This is a genomic window from Streptomyces sp. NPDC020996, from assembly GCF_040641355.1.
Taxonomy (GTDB): Bacteria; Actinomycetota; Actinomycetes; order Streptomycetales; family Streptomycetaceae; genus Streptomyces.
This window is the reverse complement of sequence record NZ_JBFADM010000005.1, coordinates 121,840-148,473: the sequence shown is the minus strand read 5'-3', so window position 1 is coordinate 148,473 and position 26,634 is coordinate 121,840. Positions and strand designations below refer to the sequence as shown.

Sequence of the window (26,634 nt, the reverse complement as noted above, 5' to 3'; positions counted from 1 at the left end):
ATGTGGGACGCGCATGTGTGGTGCGCGGGATACGTGTGGGGGTCTGCTGGTACTCGACTGTGGTTCAGGCGAACGCGGCCGAGCACGGCGGTCCACGCCGTCCCAGGGAGTGCACGAGAAGCCGGTCGCGGACGACGGCGGACCGGCGGACGGGACGCCGCAGGCGCCCCTGCGCCTCGGCGGGCCGGACGGCCACCGCGGCCGCCGCGAGCAGCAGCGGCCGGAACGTGGTCGCGGCGACCGCCCGCAGCAGCTGGGCCAGGGCCCGCTCACCGCGGCGCAGCCAGGCGGCGGCCAGCAGCCCCACGGCGACGTGCGCGCCGAGCAGCAGCCAGGCGGTCGCCGGGTCGGCGTGGGCGAGCAGTACGGCGAGCCGGTCGGCGCCGGTGCCCGTCACGTGCGCCAGCGGGCTGCCGACCTCGGTGCGGTTGCCGCACAGCACGTCGAAGCCGACGGAACGCAGGGGGCCCGCGACCGGGCCGCCCGCGCGGCCGTAGCAGAGGTGCTGTCCGGTGGTGAAGACCGTGTCGGCGGCCAGCTCCAGCGGGACCAGCGCGGCGGCGATGCGCCCGAAGCCGCGCTCGCCGCCGGCCAGCGCGTAGGCGGCCGCGAACACGGCGGCGGCGACCGCGGCCACCGTGCTCAGCGGCAGCGGGACCCGTGACAGCAGCACGTGCGACGTGGTGCTGAGCGTCACGACGAGCGCCGTGAACACGGCCGCGCGCACGGCTCTCAGCGGGGTCCCGGATATGTCCATAGCGCAGGAGAGTCTGTCACGCCGTGCCGTAAGGGACCCCTAAAGGGTCCCTGTGAGGCACGATCCGTCACAGACCCGGGATCCGGCCGTTGCGGAACAGGTCCACGAAGATCTGGTGGTCGGCACGCGCGCGTGCGCCGTAGTCGTGCGCGAAGTCCACCAGCAGGCCCGCGAAGCCGTCCTCGTCGGCGGCGATCGCCGCGTCGATCGCCCGCTCGGTGGAGAAGGGCACCAGCGACTCGCCGGAGGTGTCGTCCGCCGCGGAGTGCATGGTCGCCGTGGCCCGGCCGAGATCGGCCACCACCTGGGCGATCTCCTCCGGGTCGTCGATGTCGCCCCAGTCCAGGTCCACGGCGTACGGCGAGACCTCGGCGACCAGCTGGCCCGCCCCGTCCAGCTCGGTCCAGCCCAGCCAGGGGTCGGCGTGCTGCTGCAGGGCGCGCTGGGAGATCACCGTGCGGTGGCCCTCGTGCTGGAAGTAGTCGCGGATCGCCGGGTCGGTGACGTGGCGGGAGACCGCCGGGGTCTGGGCCTGCTTGATGTAGATCACGACGTCGTTCTCCAGGGCGTCGGTGTGCCCCTCCAGCAGGATGTTGTACGACGGCAGCCCGGCCGACCCGATGCCGATGCCGCGGCGGCCGACGACGTCCTTGACCCGGTAGGAGTCCGGGCGGGCCAGGGACGCCTCCGGCAGCGTCTCCAGGTAGCCGTCGAAGGCCGCCAGCACCTTGTAGCGGGTGGCGGCGTCCAGCTCGATGGAGCCGCCGCCCGGCGCGAACCGGCGCTCGAAGTCGCGGATCTCCGTCATCGACTCCAGCAGCCCGAAGCGGGTCAGGGACCGGGCGTCGCGCAGCGCGTCCAGCAGCGGGCCCTGCGCGGTGTCCAGGGTGAAGGGCGGCACCTCGTCGCTCTTGGCGCCCGTGGCCAGGGCGTGCACGCGCTCGCGGTACGCGCCCGCGTAGATCCCCACCAGTTCGCCGATCTGGCCGTCGCTGAGCGCCTTCGCGTAGCCGATCAGCGCGATCGAGGCGGCGAAGCGCTTCAGGTCCCAGGTGAAGGGGCCGACGTACGCCTCGTCGAAGTCGTTGACGTTGAAGATCAGGCGGCCGTTGGCGTCCAGGTAGGTGCCGAAGTTCTCCGCGTGCAGGTCGCCGTGGATCCACACCCGCGAGGTGCGCTCGTCCAGGTACGGGCCGCTGAAGGTCCGCCCGTCGCCGCGCCCGGCGTGCTCCGCGTCCAGGTCGTGGTAGAAGAGGCAGGCCGTCCCCCGGTAGAACGCGAAGGCCGAGGACGCCATCTTCCGGAACTTCACGCGGAACGCGGCCGGATCGGCGGCCAGGAGCTCGCCGAAGGCGGTGTCGAAGACGGCGAGGATCTCCTCGCCGCGCTGCTCGTCGTTGAGCTGGGGGACCGGCATCGCTGGGTGCCTCCTGGTGCATGACATTGAGTGACGAGAGAGTCGTCACGTCCAACGGGAGAAGGTACGCGGGAGTGCCCGTGACCCACGCATGAAGGTACGCGCCGAAGGCCCGCGCGTGTCAGTGCCGAGGCATAGACTTCGACGCTGACCCCAGGACTGTCCGCCAGCCCGTCGTCCCGTGTTTCCCTTGGAGGCCGAACCGTGTCGAAGCCGCCGTTCACGCACCTGCACGTCCACACCCAGTACTCGCTGCTGGACGGTGCCGCGCGGCTGAAGGACATGTTCAACGCCTGCAACGAGATGGGCATGACGCACATCGCCATGTCCGACCACGGCAACCTCCACGGCGCGTACGACTTCTACCACTCCGCGAAGAAGGCCGGGATCACCCCGATCATCGGGATCGAGGCGTATGTCGCCCCCGAGTCCCGGCGCAACAAGCGCAAGATCCAGTGGGGCCAGCCGCACCAGAAGCGGGACGACGTGTCCGGTTCCGGCGGTTACACCCACAAGACGATGTGGGCGGTGAACAGCACCGGGCTGCACAACCTCTTCCGGCTCTCCTCGGACGCGTACGCCGAGGGCTGGCTGCAGAAGTGGCCCCGGATGGACAAGGAGACCATCGCCCACTGGTCCGAGGGCATCGTCGCCTCCACCGGCTGTCCCTCCGGCGAGCTCCAGACCCGCCTGCGCCTCGGCCAGTACGACGAGGCGCTGAAGGCGGCCGCCGACTACCAGGACATCTTCGGCAAGGACCGCTACTTCCTGGAGCTGATGGACCACGGCATCGAGATCGAGCGCCGGGTCCGCGACGGCCTGCTCGACATCGGCAAGAAGCTCGGCATCCCGCCCCTGGTCACCAACGACTCGCACTACACGTACGCGCACGAGGCCGGCGCCCACGACGCCCTGCTGTGCATCCAGACCGGCAAGAACCTCTCCGACCCCGACCGCTTCAAGTTCGACGGCACCGGCTACTACCTGAAGTCCACCGACGAGATGTACGCCATCGACTCCTCGGACGCCTGGCAGGAGGGCTGCCGCAACACCCTGCTGGTGGCCGAACAGGTCGACACCACCGGCATGTTCGAGAAGCGCGACCTGATGCCCAAGTTCGACATCCCCGAGGGCTACACGGAGGTCACCTGGTTCAAGGAGGAGGTCCGCCGCGGCATGGAGCGCCGCTACCCGGGCGGCATCCCCGAGGACCGCCAGAAGCAGGCCGACTACGAGATGGACGTCATCATCTCGATGGGCTTCCCCGGCTACTTCCTCGTCGTCGCCGACTTCATCATGTGGGCCAAGAACAACGGCATCGCGGTCGGCCCCGGCCGTGGGTCCGCGGCCGGCTCGATCGTCGCCTACGCCATGGGCATCACCGACCTCGACCCGATCCCGCACGGCCTGATCTTCGAGCGGTTCCTCAACCCCGAGCGCATCTCCATGCCCGACGTCGACATCGACTTCGACGAGCGCAGGCGCGTCGAGGTGATCAGGTACGTGACGGAGAAGTACGGCGCCGACAAGGTCGCCATGATCGGCACCTACGGCACCATCAAGGCCAAGAACGCCATCAAGGACTCCGCGCGCGTGCTGGGCTACCCGTACGCGATGGGCGACCGCATCACCAAGGCCATGCCCGCCGACGTCCTCGGCAAGGGCATCCCGCTGTCCGGCATCACCGACCCCGCCCACCCCCGCTACTCCGAGGCGGGCGAGGTGCGGGCGATGTACGAGAACGAGCCGGACGTGAAGAAGGTCATCGACACCGCCAAGGGCGTCGAGGGCCTGGTGCGGCAGATGGGCGTGCACGCCGCCGGCGTGATCATGTCCAGCGAGACCATCACCGAGCACGTCCCCGTCTGGGTCAGGCACACCGACGGCGTGACCATCACCCAGTGGGACTACCCGAGCTGCGAGTCGCTCGGCCTGCTGAAGATGGACTTCCTCGGCCTGCGCAACCTCACGATCATGGACGACGCCGTCAAGATGGTGAAGTCCAACAAGGGCATCGACATCGACCTGCTGTCGCTCCCGCTGGACGACCCCACGACCTTCGACCTGCTCCAGCGCGGCGACACGCTCGGCGTCTTCCAGTTCGACGGCGGCCCCATGCGCTCGCTGCTGCGCCTGATGAAGCCGGACAACTTCGAGGACATCTCCGCCGTCTCCGCCCTGTACCGGCCGGGCCCGATGGGCATGAACTCCCACACGAACTACGCGCTGCGCAAGAACAAGCAGCAGGAGATCACGCCGATCCACCCCGAGCTGGAGGCGCCGCTCAAGGAGGTCCTGGACGTCACCTACGGCCTGATCGTCTACCAGGAGCAGGTGCAGAAGGCCGCCCAGATCATCGCCGGCTACTCGCTCGGCGAGGCCGACATCCTGCGCCGCGTGATGGGCAAGAAGAAGCCCGACGAGCTGGCCAAGAACTTCACCATCTTCCAGGCCGGCGCCCGCAAGAACGGCTACAGCGACGAGGCCATCCAGGCGCTGTGGGACGTGCTGGTCCCCTTCGCCGGGTACGCGTTCAACAAGGCGCACTCGGCCGCGTACGGCCTGGTGTCGTACTGGACCGCCTACCTCAAGGCGAACCACCCCGCCGAGTACATGGCGGCCCTGCTGACCTCCGTGAAGGACGACAAGGACAAGTCGGCGGTCTACCTCAACGAGTGCCGCCGCATGGGCATCCGGGTGCTGCCGCCGAACGTCAACGAGTCCGAGGCCAACTTCGCCGCCCAGGGCGACGACGTGATCCTCTTCGGCCTCTCCGCCGTCCGCAACGTCGGCACCAACGTCGTCGAGTCGATCATCAAGTGCCGCAAGGCCAAGGGGAAGTACGCCTCCTTCCCCGACTACCTCGACAAGGTCGAGGCGGTGGTCTGCAACAAGCGCACCACGGAATCGCTGATCAAGGCCGGCGCCTTCGACTCCCTGGGCCACACCCGCAAGGGGCTGACGGCGCAGTACGAGCCGATGATCGACAACGTGGTCGCGGTCAAGCGCAAGGAGGCCGAGGGACAGTTCGACCTCTTCGGCGGGATGGGGGAGGAGCAGAACGACGAGCCCGGCTTCGGGCTGGACGTGGAGTTCGGCACCGACGAGTGGGACAAGACGTACCTGCTCGCCCAGGAGCGGGAGATGCTCGGTCTCTACGTCTCCGACCACCCGCTGTTCGGCCTGGAGCACGTGCTGTCGGACAAGGCGGACGCGGGCATCGCCCAGCTCACCGGCGGTGAGCACGCCGACGGCGCGGTCGTGACGATCGGCGGCATCATCTCGGGCCTGCAGCGCAAGATGACCAAGCAGGGCAACGCCTGGGCGATCGCCACGGTCGAGGACCTCGCCGGTTCCATCGAGTGCATGTTCTTCCCGGCCACCTACCAGCTGGTGTCGACCCAACTCGTCGAGGACGCGGTCGTGTTCGTCAAGGGCCGCCTCGACAAGCGCGAGGACGTGCCCCGGCTCGTCGCGATGGAGCTGCAGGTCCCCGACCTGTCCAACGCGGGCACCAACGCGCCCGTGGTGCTCACCATCCCGGCGGTGAAGGTGACCCCGCCGATGGTCAGCCGCCTCGGCGAGATCCTCAGCCACCACAGGGGCGACAGCGAGGTCCGCATCAAGCTCCAGGGCCCGACCAGGACGACGGTCCTGCGCCTGGACCGGCACCGGGTGAAGCCGGACCCGGCGCTGTTCGGCGATCTGAAGGTGCTGCTCGGCCCGTCCTGCCTGGCGGGCTGAACGTCGAAAGCGCGCGAGGGGCGCACCCGGTGCGGGTGCGCCCCTCGCGTCCGTGCCGGGCGGGCGCGGCCCGGTCAGTTGTGGCCGAGCTTCTTCGGCTTGCGGCCGTGCTCGACGACGTCTGCGGGGCTGGACGCCTCGGTGGCCACCGCGGTCTGCTGCTCGGCGCGCTCGGGAGCCTGCCGCTGGCTGCGCATCTGGTTCCCGCCCTGCTTGCGGTTCTTGTTCTTGGCCATGGAAATCTGCCTCCTTGTGGGGCATCTGGGGGCCAGGGACGGGATCAGATTCACATAGGCTTACAAGGTGCGCATGTCGGACAATTACCGTGCGTGACAGGGGTCATGGGAGCGCGCGGCCCCGAAACGCCACGCCGAAGATCGAGTTCCGGCCGTTTACCCCCGTGCTGTCGGGCAGACTCGAAGCAAGCCCGAAGCAAACCTCCCGGAAAGAGGGTGGATCGCGTGGACCGCTGCATCGTCCTGGTGGACGCCGGGTATCTGCTGGGGGCCGCCGCCAGTCTGCTCGCCGGGGAGCCCTCCCGGTCGCGGATCACCGTCGACCACACCGCTCTCATCCAGGGGCTGCGCGAGCGCGCCGAGTCCGAGACGGAACGGCCGCTGCTGCGCATCTACTGGTTCGACGGCGCCCCCGACCGCGTCCCGCAGCCCGAGCACCGCAGGCTGCGTGTGATGCCCCGGGTCACCGTCCGGCTCGGCGCGCTGACCCGCAGCGACGGACGCTGGGCCCAGAAGGGCGTGGACGCCGCCATGCACGCCGAGCTGACCGAGCTGGCCCGCAACCGCGCCTGCTCCGACATCGTCCTCGTCACCGGCGACGGCGACCTGCTGCCGGGCATGATGGCGGCCAAGGAGCACGGGGTCGCCGTGCACCTGTGGGCCGTGCAGGCCGCCGACGGCGACTACAACCAGTCCGAGGACCTGGTCGCCGAGGCCGACGAGCGGCGCGTCCTGGACCGCGCCTGGATCACCAAGGCGGTACGGGCCAAGGAGGTCGGCGGGGTCTGCGCGCCGCCGCCCGCGCCGCGGCCGGAGATCGCCGCGATCCTGTCCGCGCCGCTGCCGGAGTCCGCGCTCGGGGCCGCCGAGCGGCCAGCCGAGGCGGGCGAGCACCCCCCGGCGGCCGCCGCCCCCCGGAACGGCACGCAGGAGCGGGCGTCCGCGCCCAAGGGCGTGCCGACCCCCAAGGACCTGGCGGCGATGCGCGCCCCCGGCGTGCAGCCCGCCCCGCAGCCCGCGAGCGCGACGCTGCGCTGGTCCTCCGACCGGGGGTGGGTCGACCGGCCGGCCGTCGAGCCGCCCGAGGCCGCCTCCATGCCGACGCTGGCGCAGCTGACCACGGCGGAGCAACGGTGGGCCGACCGGGAGGAGGACATCACCACGGTCGGCGGCGATCCCTACGAGGTCGGACAGGTGTTCGCCCGACGGTGGATCGGGCGGCTGGGGGACCAGAGCCATCTGCAGCGGCTGTCCGGCATGTACCCGCGCATCCCGCACCGGATCGACGGGGAGCTGCTGCGGTACGCGGCGCGGTTCGGGCTGCTCGCCCACAAGGACGACCAGATCGACGAGCACGACCGTTACGCCATCCGGGCCGGCTTCTGGCGGGAGCTCGACGCCCGGACGGGCACCGAGCGCGGGCCGGCGGCCGAGTAGGTCTCCACCGTTCTCCCGCTCTCCGCCGCTGTCCACCGCTCTCCACCGGCGGTTCTTTACCGGCGCATGCGCTGTTGTCGACCGACCCGAGACCTGGCGGTGCGCGCGGACGACGTACCCTCGTCCTTTGTGAGTACGCGCGCGGCACAGGCACTTCGGCACGGCGACGATGTCGTGTGCGCGGTGCGCGGGCTGACCAAGACCTACCCGGCGGTGCGCGGCCGGCGGGGCGCTCCCGGAACACCCGCGGTGCGGGCCGTCGACGACGTGCGGCTGGACGTCCGGCGCGGTGAGGTCTTCGGGCTCCTCGGGCCGAACGGCGCCGGCAAGTCCACCCTGGTGCGGCAGCTGACCGGGCTGATGCGTCCCGACGCGGGGAGCGTCGAGATCCTCGGCCACGACATCGTGCGGCACCCGGAACGGGCGGCGCGCATCCTCGCCTACCTCGGGCAGGAGTCGACCGCCCTCGACGAGCTGACCGTGGCGCTGGCCGCCGAGACGACCGGGCGGCTGCGCGGGCTCCCGGCCCGGCAGGCGCGGGCCGAGCGGGACGACGTCCTCGACGAACTGGGCCTCGCGCCCATCGCCGGGCGGCCGCTGAAGAAGCTCTCCGGCGGGCAGCGGCGGCTGGCGTGCTTCGCCGCCGCGCTGGTCGGCCGGCGGCCGCTGCTCGTGCTGGACGAGCCGACCACCGGGATGGACCCGGTGGCGCGGCGCGCCGTGTGGGCCGCCGTGGACCGGCGGCGGGCCGAGCACGGGGCGACCGTGCTGCTCGTCACCCACAACGTCATCGAGGCCGAGACCGTTCTCGACCGGGTCGCCGTCCTCGACCGGGGACGCGTGATCGCCTGCGACACCCCCGGCGGGCTCAAGGAGCAGGTCGCCGGGGAGGTCCGCGTCGACCTGGTGTGGCGCGAGCAGGCACCGCTGCACGTGCCCGGGGTCGCCGCGCTCCGGGAGCGGGCCACCGAGTCCGGCCGCCGCTGGACCCTGCGGCTCGCGCCCGAGGAGGCCCGCGCGGCCGTCGCCACCGTCACCGGCGGGGCCGCCTTCGCCGCGCTGGACGACTTCACGCTGGCCACCCCGAGCCTGGAGGACGTGTACCTGGCGCTGGGCGGCGCCGCGCGGCAGGGACTGGTGAAGGCATGAGCACACGGGCCGTCGCATCCGTAGTCGACAGGGCCGCCGGAGCGAAGAGGAGCAGCACGACGTGAGTGTCGTACCCGCCGATGTCGCGCCGGGCGCGGCCGTGGGCGAGCCGGAGTCCGCCCGCGGCGCGGCCGAGCTGGGACCGCGGGCGCGGCTGTGGCCGTCCCTCGTGGCCGTGTACCGGGCGCAGCTGTCGCGGGCGCGGGTCGCGCGGATCCCGCTGCTGTTCGTGGCGACCTTCCAGTCGGTCGGGATCATGATCCTGATGCGCGGGGTCGTGAGCGGCGGCGGTGAGGCCAGGTCGGTGGTGGCCGGGTCGTCGGTGCTCGTCGTGGCGTTCGTCGCGCTGAATCTGCTCGCGCAGTACTTCGGGCAGTTGCGGGCCGGCGGCGGGCTCGACCACTACGCCACGCTGCCGGTGCCGCCGGCGTCGGTGGTGCTGGGCGCGGCGGGGGCGTACGCGTCGTTCACCGTGCCGGGGACCGTGGTGACCGCCGTGTTCGGCTGCGTGCTGTTCGGCCTGCCGCTGACCCACCTGTGGGTGCTCGCCGCCGTGATCCCGCTGGCCGGGGCGGCGCTGGCCGGGCTGGGCGCCGCGCTGGGTCTGCTCGCGCCGCGGCCGGAGCTGGCGACGCTGCTCGGCCAGTTGGGCATGTCCGCGGCGCTGCTGCTCGGGGTGCTGCCGGCCGACCGGATGCCGGAGGTGGTACGGCTCGCCCGCGACCTGCTGCCGTCGACGTACGGGGTGGAGGCCCTCGCCCGGACCTTCGGGGCGCGTCCCGACTGGGCGTTCGTCCTCGGCGACCTCGCCGTCTGCGGGGTGGTCGGCGTGCTGTCGCTGGCGGTGGCCACCTGGGCGTACCGCAGGGCGGCCGTCCGGTGACGCGCCGTCCCGACGCGCCTGGCACGATGGCAGGGTGACCGCACCGTTGACTCCGCCTCCACCGCCGCACGAACACTCCCCGCACGACGCATGGCAGGCCTCGCCTCCCGGACACACGGCTTCGGCGCCCGAGGCCGCCGGGTACGGCACGTACGGACAGGACGGCCCCGGAATGAAGACCGAAGTGCGGGAGGCCGCCGTCGTCGCGGTGGCGGTGGCGCTCGGCGGGGTGCCGCTCGGCCTGCTGTGGTGGTGGCTGGCGCCGCACGTGCCCCTGGTCGGGGACGCCGTCGACAAGAGCTGGGTCGTCTACCTCGCCGACAGCGAGGGGGAGCAGGCGATCGGGGTCGACGGAACGTTCACCCTGCTCGCGCTGGCGTTCGGCGCGGTGAGCGCCGCCGCGGTGTTCCTGGCGCGCAGGCGCGGCGGAGTGCCGCTGACCGTGGGGCTGGGGGTCGGCGGGCTGCTCGGCTCCCTGCTGGCCTGGCGGCTCGGGGTCTGGCTCGGGCCCGCCCAGGACGTGATCGCCCACGCCAAGCAGGTGGGCGAGGGAGTCAGGTTCTCGGCGCCGCTGAAGCTGGGGGCGAAGGGAGCGCTGCTGGCGTGGTCGCTGGCGGCGCTGCTGGCGCACCTCGGGCTGACGGCGCTGTTCGGGCCGCGGGACCCCGAACCGTACGAGCAGGGCAACGCCGGGAAGGATCCCTACGGGGCCCCGCTGGCGTGAGTCGGGTGGGCCGGCGCCCGCGGGCGCGGAGCGGCCCCCGCGGGGCGCCACCGGCGTCAGCACGACCCCTTCACGACCGCTTCGGCAGGTCCCCCACGACCGCTTCGGCAGGTCCCCGGCACTCGGCCGGGGACCTGTTCCGCCTCGAAGCGCGTGTCGAGGGGCGCGTCGAAGCGCGTGTCGAGGGGCGCGTCGAAGGGTCACGCCCGCCCGATCGGCGCCACGACCGCTTCCGTGAGCCCGGCCAGATCCGCGGGGGACAGCTCGATCTCCAGGCCGCGGCGGCCCGCCGACACGCAGATCGTGGCGTGGCCGTGCGCCGAGGCGTCCAGGACCGTGGGCAGCTTCTTGCGCTGCCCCAGCGGGGAGATGCCGCCGCGGACGTAGCCCGTGGTGCGCTCGGCGAGGGCCGGGTCCGCCATCGCGGCGCGCTTGCCGCCGACCGCGGAGGCGAGCGCCTTGAGGTCCAGCTGGCCCGCGACCGGGACGACGGCCACCGTCAGCCGGCCGTCCACGTCCGCCACCAGCGTCTTGAACACCCGCTCCGGCGACACGCCCATCGCCTCCGCCGCCTCCTGCCCGTAGGAGGCGTGGGCGGGGTCGTGGTCGTAGGAGTGGACCGTGTACGGCACGCCCGCGGCGGCGAGGGCAACCGTCGCGGGCGTGCCTGCGGACTGCTGTTGCTGTTTCTTCGACTTCTTCGCCATCCCGGCCTTCACGGTCCTCAGGGTTTCGTCAGTTGAGGCTGGTCGGACCACGGGTGAGGTCCGCCGCCGGCAGTGACGGCAGACTACGGAGGACCGCCGTCTCGGAGCGAAGCAATTTCAGCTCGTCACGCAGCCGGGACGCGGTGTCCGGAGCCTGCAGCAGCCGCTGCTTGGTCGGCGTGTCCAGCACCATCGCCGCCGCGACCAGGTACGACACCACGGACGGCTCGTCCGGCAGCTCCGCACCCGTGGCCAGCGACCGTTCCCGGGCGCCCGCCAGGCGCTTCTGGTACTGCCGGAAGGCGCGCAGCACGCCCTCGGCCAGGGCCCCGGCCTCGTCGCCCGGCTGCTCCTCGAGCGTCTCCAGCTCCGCCGTCAGGAACGGACCCGACGCGTCGACCGACAGCAGGCGCACCCGGGTGGTGCCCGTCGCCAGCACCTCGAAGGTGCCGTCGGCGCGTTCGCGGACGGTCGCCGCGTCCGCCACACAGCCGATCCGGTGGAACGACTTCGCCGGGTCGGGGCCGAAGCCCGCCGTCGGGCCGCGCTCCGGCAGCGCGGTGGGGTCCGGCATGCCGGGCGCGCTGAGGGCCACCTCGTGGCCGTCGCGGATCGCCACGACGGCGAACCGGCGTGGTTCCTCCTCGGGCGTCTTCAGCAGTTCGCGCATCATGGCGCGGTAGCGCTCCTCGAAGACGTTGAGAGGCAGCACCAGCCCCGGGAACAGCACCGAGTTCAGGGGGAAGAGCGGAAGCCGGACGGTGGTCACGGCGCAGAAGCCTAATGGCCGCGGGGGCGTGCGCGTCCGGCACGCCCACCGAGTGGATGCCCGGACGGCTGTGCGGGACCCGCCGAGTGGATCTCGTCGCGTGCTCTCAGGAAGGCGGCCAGGGGGTCGTCCGAGACCCGGTCCCAGGGGTAGGACGTGGCATACGGGCCGATCAGGCCGAGCTGGGCGCGGGCGTCCTCCCAGCGCTCCAGCCGGAGCAGGACGTACATCAGTTTGTTACGGATCTCGGCCGGCCAGGGGTCGGCGGCCGGGAAGCGGGCGGACAGCGCGATCGCGCGGTCGGCCGCCGCGTCCAGCCGCTCCCGCGCCACCCCGGCGCCCGAGCCGTCGGCCAGATACGACAGGGCCGCCCGCGCGGGCAGCGCCTGCACGAGGGAGTCCGCGGGGGCGTCCTGGGCGGCCAGGTCGGCGAAGTCGAAGCACTCCGGGTGGGAGCCGCGCCAGGAGTCGGCGAGGTAGCACAGGGCCGCCACGTGGCAGCCGTAGTGGAGCGGGGCGCGGCGCATCGCGGCCTCCCACAGCTCCTCGAAGTACTTGTGCCCGGCCCGCGCGCCGCGCGCGTGGTCCAGCGCGATCCGCCACGGCACCGGGTCGCGGTCGTCGCCGCGCGCGGCGGCCGTGATCAGCGGGCTCACCTCGCGCAGCAGCTCCGCCCGCGCCGGGGAGTCCCAGGCGCGGTCCACCGCCAGCTGGGCCTCGACGAGCAGCGCGTCCGGGTCCCGCGGGGCGGCGGCGTGCCAGGCCTCCAGCCACTCGCCGCGGGAGCGCGCGAAGCCCGCGAGCCGTCTCGTGTAACGGTCGCGGCTCTCCCAGTCGGCGTCCGCGCGGGTGGCGGCGAGCAGCGCGGAGGCGGGTCCGTGCTCGCCGCGCGCGGCCGCGACCAGCGCGGGCGCCAGCCGGTCGTCCGGCACGTCGAGCAGCACCTCGTCGTCGGCCGGCACCGCGGCGGCGGGGCGGGGGGTCCGGTGCATCCGGCCCGGGCGGATGAACGGGGGGAGCGGAGCCATGGTGCCGACCATTGAAAGACCGCAGGTCAGCCTCGCGCCAGAGGGCATCGGCACGTCACGGAAGGTTGTACGCGGGAAGGGCAAGGGAGGATAAAGGGTGGCTGTCGGGCGCCTGTCCGGTGCCTGTCCGGCGCCTGTTCGCCACCTGTGCGGGCCCGTCTCCGGCTCCACTGTCCGGGCGTGCCCTCAGTTCCGCCGCAGCAGCCGTGTCGCGCCCGCCGCCACCGTCGTCGCCAGCACCCAGCCCAGCAGGATCATCGCCGTCGCCAGCCACTGCCAGCCGCCGTACAGCCGCCAGAAGCCGGCCTGGCCGAGGTCGATGACCGGCAGCAGCAGGTCCAGGGCGAACAGGGCGGGGTTCCAGACCGGGGCCCCGGCGTCCGCGGCCGGCGGATGGCTCGCGTGCGCGAAGGCCAGGGAACCCGCCGCCCACAGCACCGCCATCCACACCGCGGCCCGGCCGGGCCGGTAGCCGTAGGCCACCGTCCAGTCCTGCGCGTAGCCCCACAGCTTGGCCGCGGGCGGCAGGGTCTCGCGGCGCCGGCGCTGCTTGGCCAGCAGCACCTCGCGGGCGTCCTCGTCCTCGCCGCCGGCCCGCAGCACGGAGGCCAGCCGCTCGTACGGTTCCGGGTTGTACTCGGCGGTCGCCGCGGCCACCCAGTCCAGCCGCTCGGCCAGCGGGAACGGGCCCCTGGGCACCAGGTTCTCGTACGTGAAACCGCCCATCTGCAGGTTGCCCGGGCCCGGCCACGCGCTCGCCCGGTCGACCAGGTTGACCACCCGCGCGCCCGACAGCACGACCTTGCCCCGCTGCGGCGCCTCCCCGAGGAAGCGCAGCTCGGGCGTCTGCACCCGGCGCAGCGACAGCTCCTGGCCGTCGGTGAAGACGAACCGGGCCCGCTCGAAGTCGACCGCGTCCCCGAACCGCCCGTCGTCCAGCCGCACCCCGCCCAGGCACTCGAACCGCTGGATCCGGGTGCCGCGCTCCGGGGTCGTGCCGCTCAGCAGCGGGCTGCCGACGCCCGCCGGGGTCAGGTACAGGGTGCGCTCCACGGTCAGCTGCGGGGCGTTCAGCGCCAGCCGCGCGGTGGGGTTGGCCAGCCTGGCGCCGCGCAGGCTCAGCGAGACGCCGATCTTCGCGCTGCGCAGGCTCAGCTCGCCGTGCGACTCCAGCAGCTCGGCCTGCAGGTCCTGGCCCACCGACAGCCCGTCCCCGGCGATCGAGCGGCCGCTGCGGTCGCGGTGCACGACGGCCTGGTTGAGCATCAGGTCCGTGCCGATCCGGGCGTCGGTGAGCCGCACCCCGCCGCGGAACCGGCACCTCGGCAGGTGCAGGTCGCCCTCCGTGTGCACCCGGGCGGCCTCCAGGCGGGGCACGGAGCAGTCGATCAGCCGTACGGTCGTGAAGCGGGCCTCCGGCAGCAGGACGTCCCGCTCGAAACGGCAGCCGCGCATCTCCACGTACGGCACCACTATGCCGCCGGCGAGGTCCAGGGTGCCGCTGATCCGCACACCGGACAGCTTCAGCGAGGACACCCGGCCGGCCAACGCGGGCGGCCCGTCCAGCAGCAGCCAGCACACGATGCGCGCCCGCACGGTCCGCTCGGGCCCCCACGGGTGCCCGCCGTGCGGGTCGTCGACGACCGCGTCCCCGCTGCTGAGGTCATACATGCTGCCGTTGCGGAAGGCCTGCCACATGCCGGCCTCCGCGACGCTCAGGTCGTCCGGTAATTCTCCGGCGCGCACACCGGCCCCTTCGGTCACGTCCGTTGCATCTCCCTCGTCCGCTCCATGGACACCGCACATCTGTTCCTGCCTCCGTGATGCCCGTTCTGTGACCGGATGAACACTCAAAGTGACACTCAAAGTGAGGAAGATTGCCGGGGATCCATCACGGTCTGTAGCAGCCTCCGTATCAGCCATTGATACGCGCGGACGGCGCCCGACGCGGGTCTGCGAGAATTGACCCCGTGATCTGCCGAATCGATCTGCGCGGCGACGCCCTTCCCGAGGGCCCCGCCCTGCGCGACCTGCTGCCCCGAGCCGACTTCGACGTTCAGGCCGCCCTCGAGAAGGTGCGTCCGATCTGCGAGGCCGTGCATCATCGGGGCGACGCGGCGCTGATCGACTTCGCCGAGAAGTTCGACGGCGTCAAGCTCGACCGGCTCCGGGTTCCCGCCGAGGCCCTCACCCGCGCCCTGGAGGAACTCGACCCGGCCGTGCGCGCGGCCCTGGAGGAGTCCGTGCGGCGCACCCGGCTCGTCCACCGCGCCCAGCGCCGCTCCACCCACACCACCCAGGTCGTGCCCGGCGGCACGGTCACCGAGAAGTGGGTGCCGGTCGGGCGGGTCGGCCTGTACGCGCCCGGCGGCCGGTCGGTCTACCCCTCCTCCGTGATCATGAACGTGGTGCCCGCGCAGGAGGCCGGCGTCGAGTCGATCGCGCTCGCCTCCCCGGCCCAGGCCGACTTCGGCGGGCTGCCGCACCCCACGATCCTCGCCGCCTGCGCGCTGCTCGGCGTCGACGAGGTCTACGCGGCCGGCGGCGCCACCGCCGTCGCGATGTTCGCCTACGGCACCGAGTCCTGCCCGCCCGCCGACATGGTCACCGGCCCCGGCAACATCTGGGTCGCCGCCGCCAAGCGGTACTTCACCGGCAAGATCGGCATCGACGCCGAGGCCGGTCCCACCGAGATCGCGATCCTCGCGGACTCCACCGCCGACCCGGTGCACGTCGCCTCCGACCTGATCAGCCAGGCCGAGCACGACCCGCTCGCCGCCGCCGTCCTCGTCACCGACTCCGTGGAACTCGCCGAGGCGGTGGAGAAGGAACTCGAACCGCAGGTGGCCGCCACCAAGCACGTCGAGGACCGGATCCGCCCGGCCCTGGCCGGCCGGCAGTCCGCGATCGTGCTGGTCGACGGCGTCGAGGAAGGCCTCAAGGTCGTCGACGCCTACGGCGCCGAGCACCTGGAGATCCAGACCGAGCACGCCGTCGAGGTCGCCGACCGGGTGAAGAACGCCGGCGCGATCTTCGTCGGTCCCTGGGCGCCGGTGTCGCTGGGCGACTACGCGGCCGGCTCCAACCACGTCCTGCCCACGGGCGGCTGCGCCTGCCACTCCTCGGGCCTGTCCGTGCAGTCCTTCCTGCGCGGCATCCACATCGTGGACTACACCAAGGACGCGCTGGCCGAGGTCGCGCACCACGTGGTGACCCTGGCGGAGGCGGAGGACCTGCCCGCGCACGGCGCGGCGATCAAGGCGCGGTTCGGATGGAAGGTACCGGCGAGCAAGTGAGCTTCACCATCGACGACCTGCCCGTACGGGACGAACTGCGCGGCAAGTCCCCCTACGGCGCGCCCCAGCTGGACGTGCCGGTACGGCTGAACACCAACGAGAACCCCTACCCGCTGCCCGAGCCGCTGGTCGAGCGGATCGCCGAGCGGGTGCGCGATGCGGCCCGCGGCCTCAACCGCTACCCGGACCGCGACGCCGTCGAGCTGCGCACGCAGCTCGCCGAGTACCTCACCGACACGACCGGCTACCAGGTCGGCCCGGCCAACGTCTGGGCCGCCAACGGCTCCAACGAGGTCATCCAGCAGTTGCTGCAGACCTTCGGCGGGCCGGGCCGCACCGCGCTCGGCTTCGAACCGTCGTACTCGATGCACAGCCTCATCGCGCGCGGCACCGGCACCGGCTGGGTCTCCGGTCCGCGCAACGAGGACTTCACCGTCGACCTGCCCGCCGCCGAGCGGTGGATCGCCGAGCACGCGCCCGACGTCGTCTTCGTCACCACGCCCAACAACCCCACGGGCAACGCGGTCGCGCCCGAGACGGTCGTCGCGCTGTACGACGCCGCGCAGGCGGCGAAGCCGTCGATGGTGATCGTGGACGAGGCGTACGTCGAGTTCAGCCACCACGCGTCGCTGCTGCCGCTGCTCGACGGCCGGCCGAACCTGGTGGTCTCCCGGACGATGTCGAAGGCGTTCGGCGCGGCCGGCCTGCGCCTGGGCTACCTCGCCGCGCACCCGGCCGTCGTGGACGCCGTCCAGCTCGTCCGGCTGCCCTACCACCTCTCCGCCGTCACCCAGGCGACCGCGCTCGCCGCGCTGGAGCACACCGACACGCTGCTGGGCTACGTCGAGCAGCTGAAGGCGGAACGCGACCGGCTGGTCGCCGAACTGCGCGCGCTCGGCTTCGAGGTCACCGAGTCCGACGCGAACTTCGTGCAGTTCGGGCGGTTCGAGGACTCCCGCGCCGCCTGGCAGCAGATCCTCGACCGAGGCGTCCTGGTCCGGGACAACGGCGTACCGGGATGGCTGCGGGTCACCGCCGGCACCCCGCAGGAGAACGACGCGTTCCTCGACGCGGTACGTGACATGAAGAAGGAGCAGAGCGCATGAACCGCGTGGGACGCGTGGAACGGGTCACCAAGGAGACGTCGGTGCTCGTCGAGATCGACCTCGACGGCAGCGGCAAGGTCGACGTGTCGACCGGCGTCGGCTTCTACGACCACATGCTCGACCAGCTCGGCCGGCACGGCCTGTTCGACCTCACCGTGAAGACCGAGGGCGACCTGCACATCGACTCGCACCACACCATCGAGGACACCGCCCTCGCCCTGGGCGCCGCCTTCAGGCAGGCGCTCGGCGACAAGGTCGGCATCTACCGCTTCGGCAACTGCACCGTCCCGCTGGACGAGTCCCTCGCCCAGGTCACCGTCGACCTCTCCGGCCGCCCCTACCTCGTGCACACCGAGCCCGAGAACATGGCGCCGATGATCGGCGAGTACGACACCACGATGACCCGGCACATCCTGGAGTCCTTCGTCGCCCAGGCCCAGATCGCGCTGCACGTGCACGTGCCCTACGGGCGCAACGCCCACCACATCGTGGAGTGCCAGTTCAAGGCGCTGGCGCGGGCCCTCAGGTACGCCTCCGAGCGCGACCCGCGCGCGGCGGGCATCCTGCCGTCCACGAAGGGCGCGCTGTAGCCGTGAACGGACTGTCCACCGTACTGATCGTCGTCGGCCTGTTCCTCATCGGCGGCGTCATCTCCTTCGTCAAGCAGCAGATGCCCAAGAGCCTGATCGTGCTGCTGTCCATCGGCGCCGCCATGTGCCTGGCCGCCGGAATCCTGCGGCTGGAGGTGTGGAGTTGAGCACGCCATCGGCCAAGGCGAAGAAGGTCGTCGTCTTCGACTACGGCTTCGGCAACGTCCGCTCCGCCGAGCGCGCCCTCGCGCGCGCGGGCGCGGACGTCGAGATCACCCGCGACTTCGACCAGGCCATGAACGCGGACGGCCTCCTGGTGCCGGGCGTCGGTGCCTTCGCCGCCTGCATGCGGGGCCTGAAGGACGCCCGCGGCGACTGGATCATCGACCGCCGGCTGGCCGGCGGGCGCCCGGTCATGGGCATCTGCGTCGGCATGCAGATCCTCTTCGCGCGCGGCATCGAGCACGGCGTGGAGACCGAGGGCCTCGACGAGTGGCCCGGCTCGGTCGAGCCGCTGCAGGCCGACATCGTGCCGCACATGGGCTGGAACACCGTCGACGCGCCGGCCGGCTCCGAGCTGTTCGCGGGCCTGGAGGCGGACGCGCGCTTCTACTTCGTGCACTCCTACGCCGTCCACGACTGGTCGCTCGAGACGCACAACCCCACCATGCACGCCCCCAGGGTCACCTGGGCGACGCACGGCAAGCCCTTCGTGGCGGCCGTGGAGAACGGCGCCCTGTGGGCCACGCAGTTCCACCCCGAGAAGTCCGGCGACGCCGGAGCGCAGCTGCTCACCAACTGGATCGGAACCCTGTAGAGACATGGCCAAGCTCGAACTCCTCCCCGCCGTCGACGTTCGTGACGGCCAGGCCGTCCGCCTGGTGCACGGCGAGTCCGGCACGGAGACCTCGTACGGCTCCCCGCTGGAGGCGGCCCTCGCCTGGCAGCGGTCGGGCGCCGAGTGGCTGCACCTGGTCGACCTGGACGCCGCGTTCGGCACCGGCGACAACCGCGCCCTGATCGCGGAGGTCGCCGGGGCGATGGACATCAAGGTGGAGCTGTCCGGCGGCATCCGGGACGACGACACCCTCGCCGCGGCCCTCGCCACCGGCTGCACCCGGGTCAACCTCGGCACGGCCGCGCTGGAGACCCCCGAGTGGGTCGCCGGGGTCATCGCCGAGCACGGCGACAAGATCGCCGTCGGTCTGGACGTACGGGGCACCACGCTCCGCGGCCGCGGCTGGACCCGCGACGGCGGCGACCTGTACGAGACGCTGGAGCGGCTCGACAAGGAGGGCTGCGCCCGGTACGTCGTCACCGACATCGCCAAGGACGGCACCCTGCAGGGCCCCAACCTGGAACTGCTGCGCAACGTCTGCGCGGCCACGGACCGCCCGGTGGTCGCCTCCGGCGGGGTCTCCTCGCTGGACGACCTGCGGGCCATCGCCGGCCTGGTGCCGCTCGGTGTCGAGGGGGCCATCGTCGGGAAGGCCCTGTACGCGAAGGCGTTCACCCTGGAAGAGGCCCTGGAGGCTACATCTTGAAAAGGGACACAGTGTCATGACGTCCGAAGCCGTGCGGCGGGTGCAGAGCGGAAGTCCCTGGGAGGAGTCCTTCGGTTTTGCGCGCGCCGTCGCGGCCGGAGACCGGGTGGTGGTGGCGGGCACGACGTCCTTCAAGGGCGACGTGCTGTACGGGGAGGGCGACCCGTACGAGCAGGCCAAGGTGGCCTTCACCAGCGCGGTCGAGGCGATCGGCGAGTTCGGGCTCGGCATCGAGTCCGTGATCCGCACGCGCGTCTACCTGACGCATCAGCGGGACGTCGACGAGGTGGGCCGGGCGCACAAGGAGCTGTTCGACAGCGTCCGCCCGGCCGCCACCCTCCTGGTGGTGGAGGGCTTCGTCGACCCGCGCGTGCTGGTGTCGGTGGAACTGGAAGCCTTCCGAGGCTGAAGCCGTTTTCTGCGCGTAGGCGCATTCGTGCATTCGTAAGGAGCCGTGGATTCATGACCCTGGCGGTCCGAGTCATCCCCTGCCTGGACGTGGACGGCGGCCGGGTCGTCAAGGGCGTCAACTTCCAGAACCTGCGCGACGCGGGCGACCCCGTCGAGATGGCCAAGGTGTACGACGCCGAGGGCGCCGACGAGCTGACGTTCCTGGACATCACCGCGTCCTCGGGCAACCGCGAGACCACGTACGACGTGGTGCGCCGCACCGCCGAGCAGGTGTTCATCCCGCTGACGGTCGGCGGCGGCGTGCGGACGGCCGAGGACGTGGACAAGCTGCTGCGGGCGGGCGCGGACAAGGTCGGCGTCAACACCGCGGCCATCGCCCGCCCCGACCTCATCCGCGAGATCGCCGAGCGCTTCGGCCGACAGGTCCTGGTGCTGTCGGTCGACGCCCGCCGGACCCCGTCGGGCGGCTTCGAGGTGACGACCCACGGCGGCCGCAAGGGCACCGGCATCGACGCCGTGGAGTGGGCGCACCGGGCGGCCGAACTGGGCGCGGGCGAGATCCTGCTGAACTCGATGGACGCGGACGGCACCAAGGACGGCTACGACCTGGAGATGATCGCCGCGGTCCGCAAGCACGTCACCGTCCCGCTGATCGCCTCGGGCGGCGCCGGCAAGCTGACCGACTTCCCGCCGGCCATCGCCGCGGGCGCCGACGCCGTCCTCGCCGCGTCCGTCTTCCACTTCGGCGACCTGCGCATCGGCGAGGTCAAGCAGACCCTGCGCGAAGCCGGCCACCCGGTGCGCTAGGCGGCGCGGGAGTCCGCCCCGCTCGTCATGCCGTCGTCGGCGGCCGCGACCGGGGTCTGGGGGACCGGTCCGGTCTTCGTCGGCAGCGCGGGCGTGTGCGGACCCGGCGGGGTCGTCGGCCTGTGCGTGCCGGGTTGCGCCGCGCCGCACCGCCCCGCTGACCTCAGATGCCGAGTTCCTTGGTGGCGCCGAGCTTGGCGATCGCGTCCCTGTCGCCCTCCACCTCGACCTTGGCGACGCTCTGCCGGCCGTAGGAGAACAGCAGCAGCTCGGACGGCTCGCCGGTCACCGTCACCACCGGCGTGCCCCGGTGCGCGACCGTCGTCTGGCCGTTCGGGCGGCGCAGCACCAGACCGGTCGGGATGCCGCGGCCCAGCAGGCGGGCGGAGCGCTCCAGGCGGGACCACAGGGCGTCCTGGAAGACGGAGTCGAGCTCGCGCGGCGTCCAGTCGGGCTGGGCGCGGCGGACGTCCTCGGTGTGGACGTAGAACTCGACGGTGTTCGCCATCTCGTCGACCTGCTTGAGCGAGAAGGGCGAGAAACGCGGCGGGCCGGTCCGGATGAGCTGGATCAGCTCCTCGTACGGCTTGGCGGCGTACTCCGCCATCACCCGCTCCAGCCGTGGCGCGAGCGGTCTGACGAGGACGCCGCCGGCGGCGTCGGGCCGGCGCTCGCGCACCACCACGTGGGCCGCCAGGTCACGGGTCAGCCACCCCTCGCAGAGGGTCGGAGCCTCCGGACCCGCGGTTTCCAAGAGGTCGGCGAGCAGAAGCCGTTCACGCTTGGCAAAGGTCGACATGCAGTCAGCCTACGACCGCGTGCCCGGTCACCACCCGTCGGGAACGCCCGTTCGCGCCGCACTGCCCATCACGTGGACAAAGCCCCGGCGCTGTCCGTCCCGCGCGGCACAATGGGCCTCATGACCAGCACGCCCGCCCGCCACCCGGCCGCCACCCCTCAGCGAGGCGCTTCGCGCCACAGTGCTCCACCCGGCAACCTCGACCCGGCGATCGCCGCGCGCCTCAGGCGCAGCGCCGACGGCCTCCTGCCCGCCATCGCCCAGCAGTACGACACCGGAGAGGTGCTGATGCTCGGCTGGATGGACGACGAGGCGCTCCACCGCACCCTGACCACCGGCCGCTGCACGTACTGGTCGCGCAGCCGCCAGGAGTACTGGGTCAAGGGCGACACCTCCGGCCACGTCCAGTGGGTGAAGTCGGTCGCGCTGGACTGCGACGCGGACACCGTGCTGGTCCGGGTCGACCAGGTCGGCGCCGCCTGCCACACCGGCGACCGCACCTGTTTCGACGCCGACGTGCTGCTGAAGGACGCCGTTTCCGGCGTACCGGGCGCGGATCAGTAGGGTCGGCCGTCATGGACCTCGAGACGTTCCGCAAGCTGGCCTCCGACCGCCGTGTCATCCCGGTCACCCGCAAGCTCCTCGCCGACGGCGACACCCCGGTCGCGCTCTACCGCAAGCTCGCCGCCGAACGCCCCGGCACCTTCCTGCTGGAGTCCGCCGAGAACGGCCGTTCCTGGTCGCGGTACTCCTTCGTGGGCGTCCGCTCGGCCGCCACCCTCACCGAGCGGGACGGGCGGGCCCACTGGCTCGGCACCCCGCCCGTCGGCGTCCCGGCCGACGGCGACCCGCTGGCCGTCCTGCGCGCCACCATCGAGGCCCTGCACACTCCCCGCCAGGACGGACTGCCGCCCTTCACCGGCGGCATGGTCGGCTACCTCGGCTACGACATCGTGCGCCGCCTGGAGAAGATCGGCCCCGGCGAGCGGGACGACCTGAAGCTGCCCGAGCTGACCATGCTGCTCACCAGCGACCTCGCGGTCATGGACCACTGGGAGGGCTCGGTCCTGCTGATCGCCAACGCGATCAACCACAACGACCTCGACACCGGCGTCGACGAGGCGTACGCGGACGCGGTCGCCCGCCTGGACGCCATGGAGGCCGACCTCTCCCGCCCGGTCGCCCAGCCCCCGGCCGTCCTGCCGCCCTCCGAGCTCCCCGAGTACACCGCGCTGTGGGGCGGCCCCGACTTCCGGGACGCGGTCGAGGACATCAAGGAGCGCATCCGCGCGGGCGAGGCCTTCCAGGTCGTCCCCTCGCAGCGGTTCGAGACGCCGTGCACGGCGAGCGCGCTGGACGTGTACCGGGTGCTGCGGGCGACCAACCCCTCACCGTACATGTACCTGTTCCGCTTCGAGGGCTTCGACGTCGTCGGCTCCTCCCCGGAGGCCCTGGTCAAGGTCGAGGGCGGGCAGGCGATGGTGCACCCCATCGCCGGCACCCGGCCGCGGGGAGCGACCCCGCAGGAGGACCAGGCCCTCGCCGAGGAACTGCTCGCCGACCCCAAGGAGCGCGCCGAGCACCTGATGCTCGTCGACCTCGGACGCAACGACCTGGGCCGCGTCTGCGAACCGGGCTCGGTCGAGGTCGTCGACTTCATGTCCATCGAGCGGTACTCGCACGTGATGCACATCGTGTCCACCGTCACCGGCCGGGTCGCGGCCGGCCGCACCGCCTTCGACGTGCTGGCGGCCTGCTTCCCGGCGGGCACCCTGTCCGGCGCGCCCAAGCCACGCGCCATGCAGATCATCGACGAACTCGAGCCGTCCCGGCGCGGGCTGTACGGCGGCTGCGTCGGCTACCTCGACTTCGCGGGCGACTCGGACACCGCCATCGCCATCCGCACCGCCCTGCTGCGCGGCGGCACGGCCTACGTCCAGGCCGGAGCCGGCATCGTCGCCGACTCCGACCCGGTCGCGGAGGACAACGAGTGCCGCAACAAGGCGGCCGCCGTCCTGCGCGCGGTGCACACCGCGGGCCGGCTCGGCCGGCCGGGCACGGCCACGGCCTGACGGTCATCGCCTGACGTTCATCGCCTGTCCGGCGCCCGACGGCCCCGGTTGACGCGCCGGGCGCCGGACAGGCGATAGTGGAGTACGTGACTGCCGTACCTCACCCCCGTTCCGAAGCCGCAGGACCCGCCAGGGCCGGCCGCCTGAGTCTCGCGCTGGCCCTGCTGTGCGGCGCCCTCGGCGCCGCCGTGGCCCTGCTGTCCACCCGACAGCGCTGGTCGGAGGGGACCGCGACGGTGGCCGGCGGCTCGTTCCCGCTGACCGCCAGGGGCAGCGACGTCACCGGCGTCCCCGCGGCCCTCGCCATAGTGGGCCTGGCCGCGCTCGTCGCCGTCTTCGCCGTCCGCAGGTCCGGACGCCTGCTGGTGGCCGCCCTGCTCGCGCTGTCCGGGGCCGGCACGATCGCCGCGGCCCTGCTCGGCGCATCCGACGGCTCCGCGCTGGACGACAAGGCGGCGCAGGCCGCCGGAGACACCTCGGCCACGGTGGCCGGCCTCAGCCACACCGCCTGGCCGTACGTCGCGGCCGTCGGCGGCGCGCTGATCCTGCTGGCCGGGCTGCTCGCCCTGCGCTACGGCCGGCTGTGGCCCGCGATGTCCGGCCGCTACGAGCGAGGCGGCGCCCCCCGGTCCCGCCGCACGGCCCCGGCCGTCGACCCCGACCGGCCCGAGGACCTGTGGAAGGCCCTCGACCGCGGCGAGGACCCGACCGGCACCTGAAGCCTGTCCGGCGGGCCGAGCCGGAGGGAACCGGCGGCGCGCCTTGCAGCCCCACGCCCTCCCCTCCCGGGGGAGGGCGTGCCACGCCCCGCGTCTCCGGCATGATCCGCCGGACAGGCCCCGGGGGACCGGACCGGAGTCCGGAACCCGCGGCCGGGCCGGTCGGGTCCCCGGGTCCCACGGGGCGCCGACGCACCAGGGGCCACCCCCGGCTCCCGCGTGTGCCGGGGTGCGGGACAATGTCATCGAGCGTCCGGCTCAGACACATTCACAGCAACGAGGAGCAAGTCATGGCGGGCAGCAGCCACGGTCACACCCCGGCCGCCTGGACCGGTGTCATCATCTCCTTCATCGGTTTCTGCGTCGCGGGCACCTTCATGGTGGCGGCCCAGCCCGTGGGCTTCTGGGCCGGCATGGCCCTCGTGCTCGGCGGCGGCGTCGTGGGCGGCATCATGAGGATGATGGGCATGGGGCAGCCCAAGGACGCGCACGAGGCGTTCCAGGCGCGGGTGGAGGCGGGGCGCAAGCCGGCCGACGTCCAGGGCTGAGCCCGTCCGCGGGGCCACGGTTCCGCGCGGCACCACGCGTGAGGGGCGGTGACGGTACTGTGCGCGTACCGCGACCGCCCCTCACGCGTGGTGCGGTCCCGCACCGTGACCCCACGCGACGGCCGCCACGCGCGCGTGCGGAGCGGAGTGACTGACGCCCCCGAACAGGGCCTTGACGACGGCCGCCACGCGCGCGTGCGGTGCGGAGCGGATTGCGGATACGGCTCACGCGCGCGTGCGGCCCGTACGGGGCACAATGCACGGTGTGAACGCCGAACCTCCCAGGGCGACGCACCCGCACCCCCGGACCGCGGCGGCGCGGCTGGCCGTGCCCGCCGGGATCCTCGCGGCCGTCGCCGTGGCCTTCGCCTACGTGGGCGCGGTGGACCCGAACGAACCCGGCCACTACCCCGCCTGCCCGCTGCTGGCCTACACCGGCGTCTACTGCCCGGGCTGCGGGGGCCTGCGCAGCGCGCACGCGTTCGTCCACGGCGACTTCGCGGCGGCGCTGCGGGACAACGCGCCGGCCGTGGCCGGCTATCTGGGCTTCGCCGTGCTGTGGACCGTATGGGTGGTCCGGGCCGCGCGCGGACGGCCGCTGCGGATCGAGCCCGGGCCGGTGCCCCTGTGGACGGCGGGCGCGTTGCTGCTGGTGTTCACCGTTGTCCGTAACCTGCCGTTCGGTGGCTGGCTGCATCCTTGATCAACTGGGGAACGTCCAGGATGGGGGTACCTCCCGCCCGAGTCTGCGAAGCTGGTTCGAGGGTCGTGGAGGGACCGGGGGCGACCGGATGCGTAGGCTGCGCCCGGCTCCGGATACCATCACAGTGGCCATCGGTATCCCCCGCGGGTCAACCGCTTGAACAGTCAACCGTCTGGAAGGGGGCCGCTCGCGTGAGTGTGCTCGACGAGATCATCGACGGAGTCCGTGCCGACCTCGCGGAGCGGCAGGCGCGCGTCAGCCTCGACGAGCTCAAGGAGCGCGCGGCGAAGGCGCCCTCGGCCAAGGACGGCATCGCCGCGCTCAAGGGCGACGGCGTCAAGGTGATCTGCGAGGTCAAGCGCTCCAGCCCGTCCAAGGGCGCGCTGGCCGCGATCGCCGACCCGGCCGGACTCGCCGCCGACTACGAGGCGGGCGGCGCGGCCGTCATCTCCGTCCTCACCGAGCAGCGCCGCTTCGGCGGCTCGCTGGCCGACCTCGAGGCGGTCCGCGCGCGCGTGGACATCCCCGTGCTGCGCAAGGACTTCATCGTCACGTCGTACCAGCTGTGGGAGGCCCGGGCCTACGGGGCCGACCTCGCGCTGCTGATCGTGGCCGCCCTGGACCAGCCGGCGCTGGAGTCGCTGATCGAGCGCGCCGTGTCCATCGGCCTGACCCCGCTGGTCGAGGTGCACGACGAGGACGAGGTCGACCGTGCGGTGGACGCCGGCGCACGGGTGATCGGCGTCAACGCGCGCAACCTGAAGACCCTGGAGGTCGACCGCGGGACGTTCGAGCGCGTCGCGCCGGAGATCCCCGACGGCATCGTCAAGATCGCCGAGTCCGGGGTGCGCGGGCCGCACGACCTCATCGCCTACGCCAACGCCGGGGCCGACGCCGTCCTGGTCGGCGAGTCCCTCGTCACCGGGCGCGACCCCAGGGCGGCGGTCTCCGACCTGGTGGCGGCCGGCACGCATCCCGCGCTGCGGCACGGCCGGGACTGACCCCCCGGTAGGCTGGGCACCGATGACCCCCGCGATCACCCCGACCAGCACGGACCGGCACGCCCGCCTCGCGCGCGGCTGCCGCCCGCGTGGCTGCCGCGCGCCCGCGCGCAGGGTGCACGGCCGCAGGGTCAGGTACGTCATCGGGGACGAGCCCGGCCAGGTGAACGGGCGTCGATGGCGGCGG

At 72.7% G+C, this 26,634-nt stretch carries 27 protein-coding genes and 1 pseudogene; 20 read left to right on the top strand and 8 right to left on the bottom strand.

The window, feature by feature from the left end:
• Positions 1-64 precede the first annotated feature (64 nt).
• The gene (locus AB0G63_RS05925; RefSeq protein ID WP_360744881.1) at positions 65-757 is read right to left on the bottom strand and encodes a hypothetical protein; all 693 of its coding nucleotides are present in this window, start codon (positions 755-757) and stop codon (positions 65-67) included.
• A 67-nt stretch (positions 758-824) separates the two neighbouring features.
• Entirely contained in the window at positions 825-2,174 is a 1,350-nt protein-coding gene (locus AB0G63_RS05920) for a DUF2252 domain-containing protein (protein WP_360744878.1), read from the bottom strand.
• Positions 2,175-2,378: 204 nt separating this feature from the next.
• Here AB0G63_RS05920 and dnaE point away from each other — a divergent pair, with 204 nt between their 5' ends.
• Positions 2,379-5,918 carry a DNA polymerase III subunit alpha gene (gene dnaE, locus AB0G63_RS05915; protein ID WP_360744875.1) on the top strand — a complete coding sequence of 1,180 codons (3,540 nt, stop codon included), beginning with the start codon at positions 2,379-2,381 and terminating at the stop codon, positions 5,916-5,918.
• Between the two features lie 74 nt (positions 5,919-5,992).
• On the opposite strand, the gene AB0G63_RS05910 is transcribed toward dnaE, so the two are convergent.
• Complete coding sequence (locus AB0G63_RS05910) at positions 5,993-6,154, bottom strand: hypothetical protein (RefSeq protein WP_360744872.1); 162 nt, start codon at positions 6,152-6,154, stop codon at positions 5,993-5,995.
• 225 nt (positions 6,155-6,379) lie between these two features.
• Between AB0G63_RS05910 and AB0G63_RS05905 the strand changes: the two genes are divergently transcribed.
• The 4 genes from AB0G63_RS05905 (at position 6,380) to AB0G63_RS05890 (ending at position 10,347) form a co-directional block, all read left to right on the top strand.
• Positions 6,380-7,591, top strand: coding sequence for an NYN domain-containing protein (locus AB0G63_RS05905; protein WP_360744869.1), 1,212 nt, complete (start codon positions 6,380-6,382; stop codon positions 7,589-7,591).
• A gap of 174 nt (positions 7,592-7,765) precedes the next feature.
• The gene (locus AB0G63_RS05900; protein ID WP_360745140.1) at positions 7,766-8,740 is read left to right on the top strand and encodes an ABC transporter ATP-binding protein; all 975 of its coding nucleotides are present in this window, start codon (positions 7,766-7,768) and stop codon (positions 8,738-8,740) included.
• A gap of 61 nt (positions 8,741-8,801) precedes the next feature.
• Positions 8,802-9,623 (top strand): ABC transporter permease, encoded by an 822-nt coding sequence (locus AB0G63_RS05895; protein ID WP_360744866.1) that lies wholly within the window; start codon positions 8,802-8,804, stop codon positions 9,621-9,623.
• 34 nt (positions 9,624-9,657) lie between these two features.
• On the top strand, positions 9,658-10,347 hold the full coding sequence (locus AB0G63_RS05890; protein ID WP_360744863.1) for an AAA family ATPase: 690 nt from the start codon (positions 9,658-9,660) through the stop codon (positions 10,345-10,347).
• Positions 10,348-10,547: 200 nt separating this feature from the next.
• Here the strand turns inward: AB0G63_RS05890 and ybaK are convergent, their stop codons facing one another.
• From ybaK to AB0G63_RS05870, 4 genes are all read right to left on the bottom strand, one after another.
• A complete protein-coding gene (gene ybaK, locus AB0G63_RS05885; RefSeq protein ID WP_360745137.1) occupies positions 10,548-11,054 on the bottom strand; it encodes a Cys-tRNA(Pro) deacylase in 507 nt (168 codons plus the stop codon).
• 28 nt (positions 11,055-11,082) lie between these two features.
• A complete protein-coding gene (locus AB0G63_RS05880) occupies positions 11,083-11,823 on the bottom strand; it encodes an LON peptidase substrate-binding domain-containing protein (protein ID WP_360744860.1) in 741 nt (246 codons plus the stop codon).
• 11 nt (positions 11,824-11,834) lie between these two features.
• Positions 11,835-12,863: a hypothetical protein gene (locus AB0G63_RS05875; protein ID WP_360744857.1), complete on the bottom strand. Its 1,029-nt coding sequence runs from the start codon at positions 12,861-12,863 to the stop codon at positions 11,835-11,837.
• A gap of 174 nt (positions 12,864-13,037) precedes the next feature.
• Complete coding sequence (locus tag AB0G63_RS05870) at positions 13,038-14,615, bottom strand: oxidoreductase (protein WP_360744854.1); 1,578 nt, start codon at positions 14,613-14,615, stop codon at positions 13,038-13,040.
• 206 nt (positions 14,616-14,821) lie between these two features.
• Here AB0G63_RS05870 and hisD point away from each other — a divergent pair, with 206 nt between their 5' ends.
• From hisD to AB0G63_RS05825, 9 genes and pseudogenes are all read left to right on the top strand, one after another.
• Positions 14,822-16,147, top strand: a complete 1,326-nt coding sequence (gene hisD, locus AB0G63_RS05865) for a histidinol dehydrogenase (protein ID WP_360744851.1) — start codon at positions 14,822-14,824, stop codon at positions 16,145-16,147.
• Positions 16,144-17,253 carry a histidinol-phosphate transaminase gene (locus AB0G63_RS05860; protein WP_360744848.1) on the top strand — a complete coding sequence of 370 codons (1,110 nt, stop codon included), beginning with the start codon at positions 16,144-16,146 and terminating at the stop codon, positions 17,251-17,253. The genes hisD and AB0G63_RS05860 overlap by 4 nt, the downstream gene beginning before the upstream one ends.
• Entirely contained in the window at positions 17,250-17,843 is a 594-nt protein-coding gene (gene hisB / locus AB0G63_RS05855; RefSeq protein WP_324783696.1) for an imidazoleglycerol-phosphate dehydratase HisB, read from the top strand. Before AB0G63_RS05860 ends, hisB begins: the two co-directional genes overlap by 4 nt.
• Positions 17,844-17,845: 2 nt before the next feature.
• Positions 17,846-18,010 carry a hypothetical protein gene (locus AB0G63_RS05850; RefSeq protein ID WP_360744845.1) on the top strand — a complete coding sequence of 55 codons (165 nt, stop codon included), beginning with the start codon at positions 17,846-17,848 and terminating at the stop codon, positions 18,008-18,010.
• On the top strand, positions 18,007-18,660 hold the full coding sequence (gene hisH, locus AB0G63_RS05845) for an imidazole glycerol phosphate synthase subunit HisH (protein ID WP_360744842.1): 654 nt from the start codon (positions 18,007-18,009) through the stop codon (positions 18,658-18,660). Before AB0G63_RS05850 ends, hisH begins: the two co-directional genes overlap by 4 nt.
• A 4-nt stretch (positions 18,661-18,664) precedes the next feature.
• The gene (priA, locus tag AB0G63_RS05840; RefSeq protein ID WP_360744839.1) at positions 18,665-19,387 is read left to right on the top strand and encodes a bifunctional 1-(5-phosphoribosyl)-5-((5-phosphoribosylamino)methylideneamino)imidazole-4-carboxamide isomerase/phosphoribosylanthranilate isomerase PriA; all 723 of its coding nucleotides are present in this window, start codon (positions 18,665-18,667) and stop codon (positions 19,385-19,387) included.
• Between the two features lie 16 nt (positions 19,388-19,403).
• On the top strand, positions 19,404-19,796 hold the full coding sequence (locus AB0G63_RS05835) for a RidA family protein (RefSeq protein WP_324783692.1): 393 nt from the start codon (positions 19,404-19,406) through the stop codon (positions 19,794-19,796).
• 53 nt (positions 19,797-19,849) lie between these two features.
• Positions 19,850-20,605, top strand: coding sequence for an imidazole glycerol phosphate synthase subunit HisF (gene hisF / locus AB0G63_RS05830; protein ID WP_360744836.1), 756 nt, complete (start codon positions 19,850-19,852; stop codon positions 20,603-20,605).
• Positions 20,606-20,620: 15 nt separating this feature from the next.
• Positions 20,621-20,737: pseudogene (locus AB0G63_RS05825) on the top strand (MFS transporter); the annotation flags it as partial.
• A gap of 31 nt (positions 20,738-20,768) precedes the next feature.
• Here AB0G63_RS05825 and AB0G63_RS05820 read toward each other — a convergent pair.
• Positions 20,769-21,404: a TIGR03085 family metal-binding protein gene (locus AB0G63_RS05820; protein WP_360744833.1), complete on the bottom strand. Its 636-nt coding sequence runs from the start codon at positions 21,402-21,404 to the stop codon at positions 20,769-20,771.
• A 120-nt stretch (positions 21,405-21,524) separates the two neighbouring features.
• Here AB0G63_RS05820 and hisI point away from each other — a divergent pair, with 120 nt between their 5' ends.
• The 6 genes from hisI (at position 21,525) to trpC (ending at position 26,447) form a co-directional block, all read left to right on the top strand.
• Positions 21,525-21,968 (top strand): phosphoribosyl-AMP cyclohydrolase, encoded by a 444-nt coding sequence (gene hisI, locus AB0G63_RS05815; RefSeq protein ID WP_360744830.1) that lies wholly within the window; start codon positions 21,525-21,527, stop codon positions 21,966-21,968.
• A gap of 11 nt (positions 21,969-21,979) precedes the next feature.
• Positions 21,980-23,476, top strand: a complete 1,497-nt coding sequence (locus tag AB0G63_RS05810; RefSeq protein ID WP_360744827.1) for an anthranilate synthase component I — start codon at positions 21,980-21,982, stop codon at positions 23,474-23,476.
• 77 nt (positions 23,477-23,553) lie between these two features.
• On the top strand, positions 23,554-24,195 hold the full coding sequence (locus AB0G63_RS05805; RefSeq protein WP_360744824.1) for a TIGR02234 family membrane protein: 642 nt from the start codon (positions 23,554-23,556) through the stop codon (positions 24,193-24,195).
• Between the two features lie 290 nt (positions 24,196-24,485).
• The gene (locus AB0G63_RS05800; protein WP_360744821.1) at positions 24,486-24,743 is read left to right on the top strand and encodes an HGxxPAAW family protein; all 258 of its coding nucleotides are present in this window, start codon (positions 24,486-24,488) and stop codon (positions 24,741-24,743) included.
• 256 nt (positions 24,744-24,999) lie between these two features.
• The gene (locus tag AB0G63_RS05795; protein ID WP_360744818.1) at positions 25,000-25,446 is read left to right on the top strand and encodes a DUF2752 domain-containing protein; all 447 of its coding nucleotides are present in this window, start codon (positions 25,000-25,002) and stop codon (positions 25,444-25,446) included.
• A 191-nt stretch (positions 25,447-25,637) separates the two neighbouring features.
• Positions 25,638-26,447, top strand: a complete 810-nt coding sequence (gene trpC / locus AB0G63_RS05790; protein ID WP_360744815.1) for an indole-3-glycerol phosphate synthase TrpC — start codon at positions 25,638-25,640, stop codon at positions 26,445-26,447.
• The last annotated feature ends 187 nt before the right edge of the window (positions 26,448-26,634 follow it).

What these genes read in the sequence shown, in the direction of transcription:
- AB0G63_RS05925 (WP_360744881.1), bottom strand. Translation starts at nt 757, where the DNA reads ATGGACATATCCGGGACCCCGCTGAGAGCCGTGCGCGCGGCCGTGTTC.
- AB0G63_RS05920 (WP_360744878.1), bottom strand. Translation starts at nt 2,174, where the DNA reads ATGCCGGTCCCCCAGCTCAACGACGAGCAGCGCGGCGAGGAGATCCTC.
- AB0G63_RS05910 (WP_360744872.1), bottom strand. Translation starts at nt 6,154, where the DNA reads ATGGCCAAGAACAAGAACCGCAAGCAGGGCGGGAACCAGATGCGCAGC.
- ybaK (WP_360745137.1), bottom strand. Translation starts at nt 11,054, where the DNA reads ATGGCGAAGAAGTCGAAGAAACAGCAACAGCAGTCCGCAGGCACGCCC.
- AB0G63_RS05875 (WP_360744857.1), bottom strand. Translation starts at nt 12,863, where the DNA reads ATGGTCGGCACCATGGCTCCGCTCCCCCCGTTCATCCGCCCGGGCCGG.
- hisB (WP_324783696.1), top strand. Translation starts at nt 17,250, where the DNA reads ATGAACCGCGTGGGACGCGTGGAACGGGTCACCAAGGAGACGTCGGTG.
- priA (WP_360744839.1), top strand. Translation starts at nt 18,665, where the DNA reads ATGGCCAAGCTCGAACTCCTCCCCGCCGTCGACGTTCGTGACGGCCAG.
- AB0G63_RS05835 (WP_324783692.1), top strand. Translation starts at nt 19,404, where the DNA reads ATGACGTCCGAAGCCGTGCGGCGGGTGCAGAGCGGAAGTCCCTGGGAG.
- hisF (WP_360744836.1), top strand. Translation starts at nt 19,850, where the DNA reads ATGACCCTGGCGGTCCGAGTCATCCCCTGCCTGGACGTGGACGGCGGC.
- AB0G63_RS05820 (WP_360744833.1), bottom strand. Translation starts at nt 21,404, where the DNA reads ATGTCGACCTTTGCCAAGCGTGAACGGCTTCTGCTCGCCGACCTCTTG.
- hisI (WP_360744830.1), top strand. Translation starts at nt 21,525, where the DNA reads ATGACCAGCACGCCCGCCCGCCACCCGGCCGCCACCCCTCAGCGAGGC.
- AB0G63_RS05810 (WP_360744827.1), top strand. Translation starts at nt 21,980, where the DNA reads ATGGACCTCGAGACGTTCCGCAAGCTGGCCTCCGACCGCCGTGTCATC.
- AB0G63_RS05800 (WP_360744821.1), top strand. Translation starts at nt 24,486, where the DNA reads ATGGCGGGCAGCAGCCACGGTCACACCCCGGCCGCCTGGACCGGTGTC.
- AB0G63_RS05795 (WP_360744818.1), top strand. Translation starts at nt 25,000, where the DNA reads ATGCACGGTGTGAACGCCGAACCTCCCAGGGCGACGCACCCGCACCCC.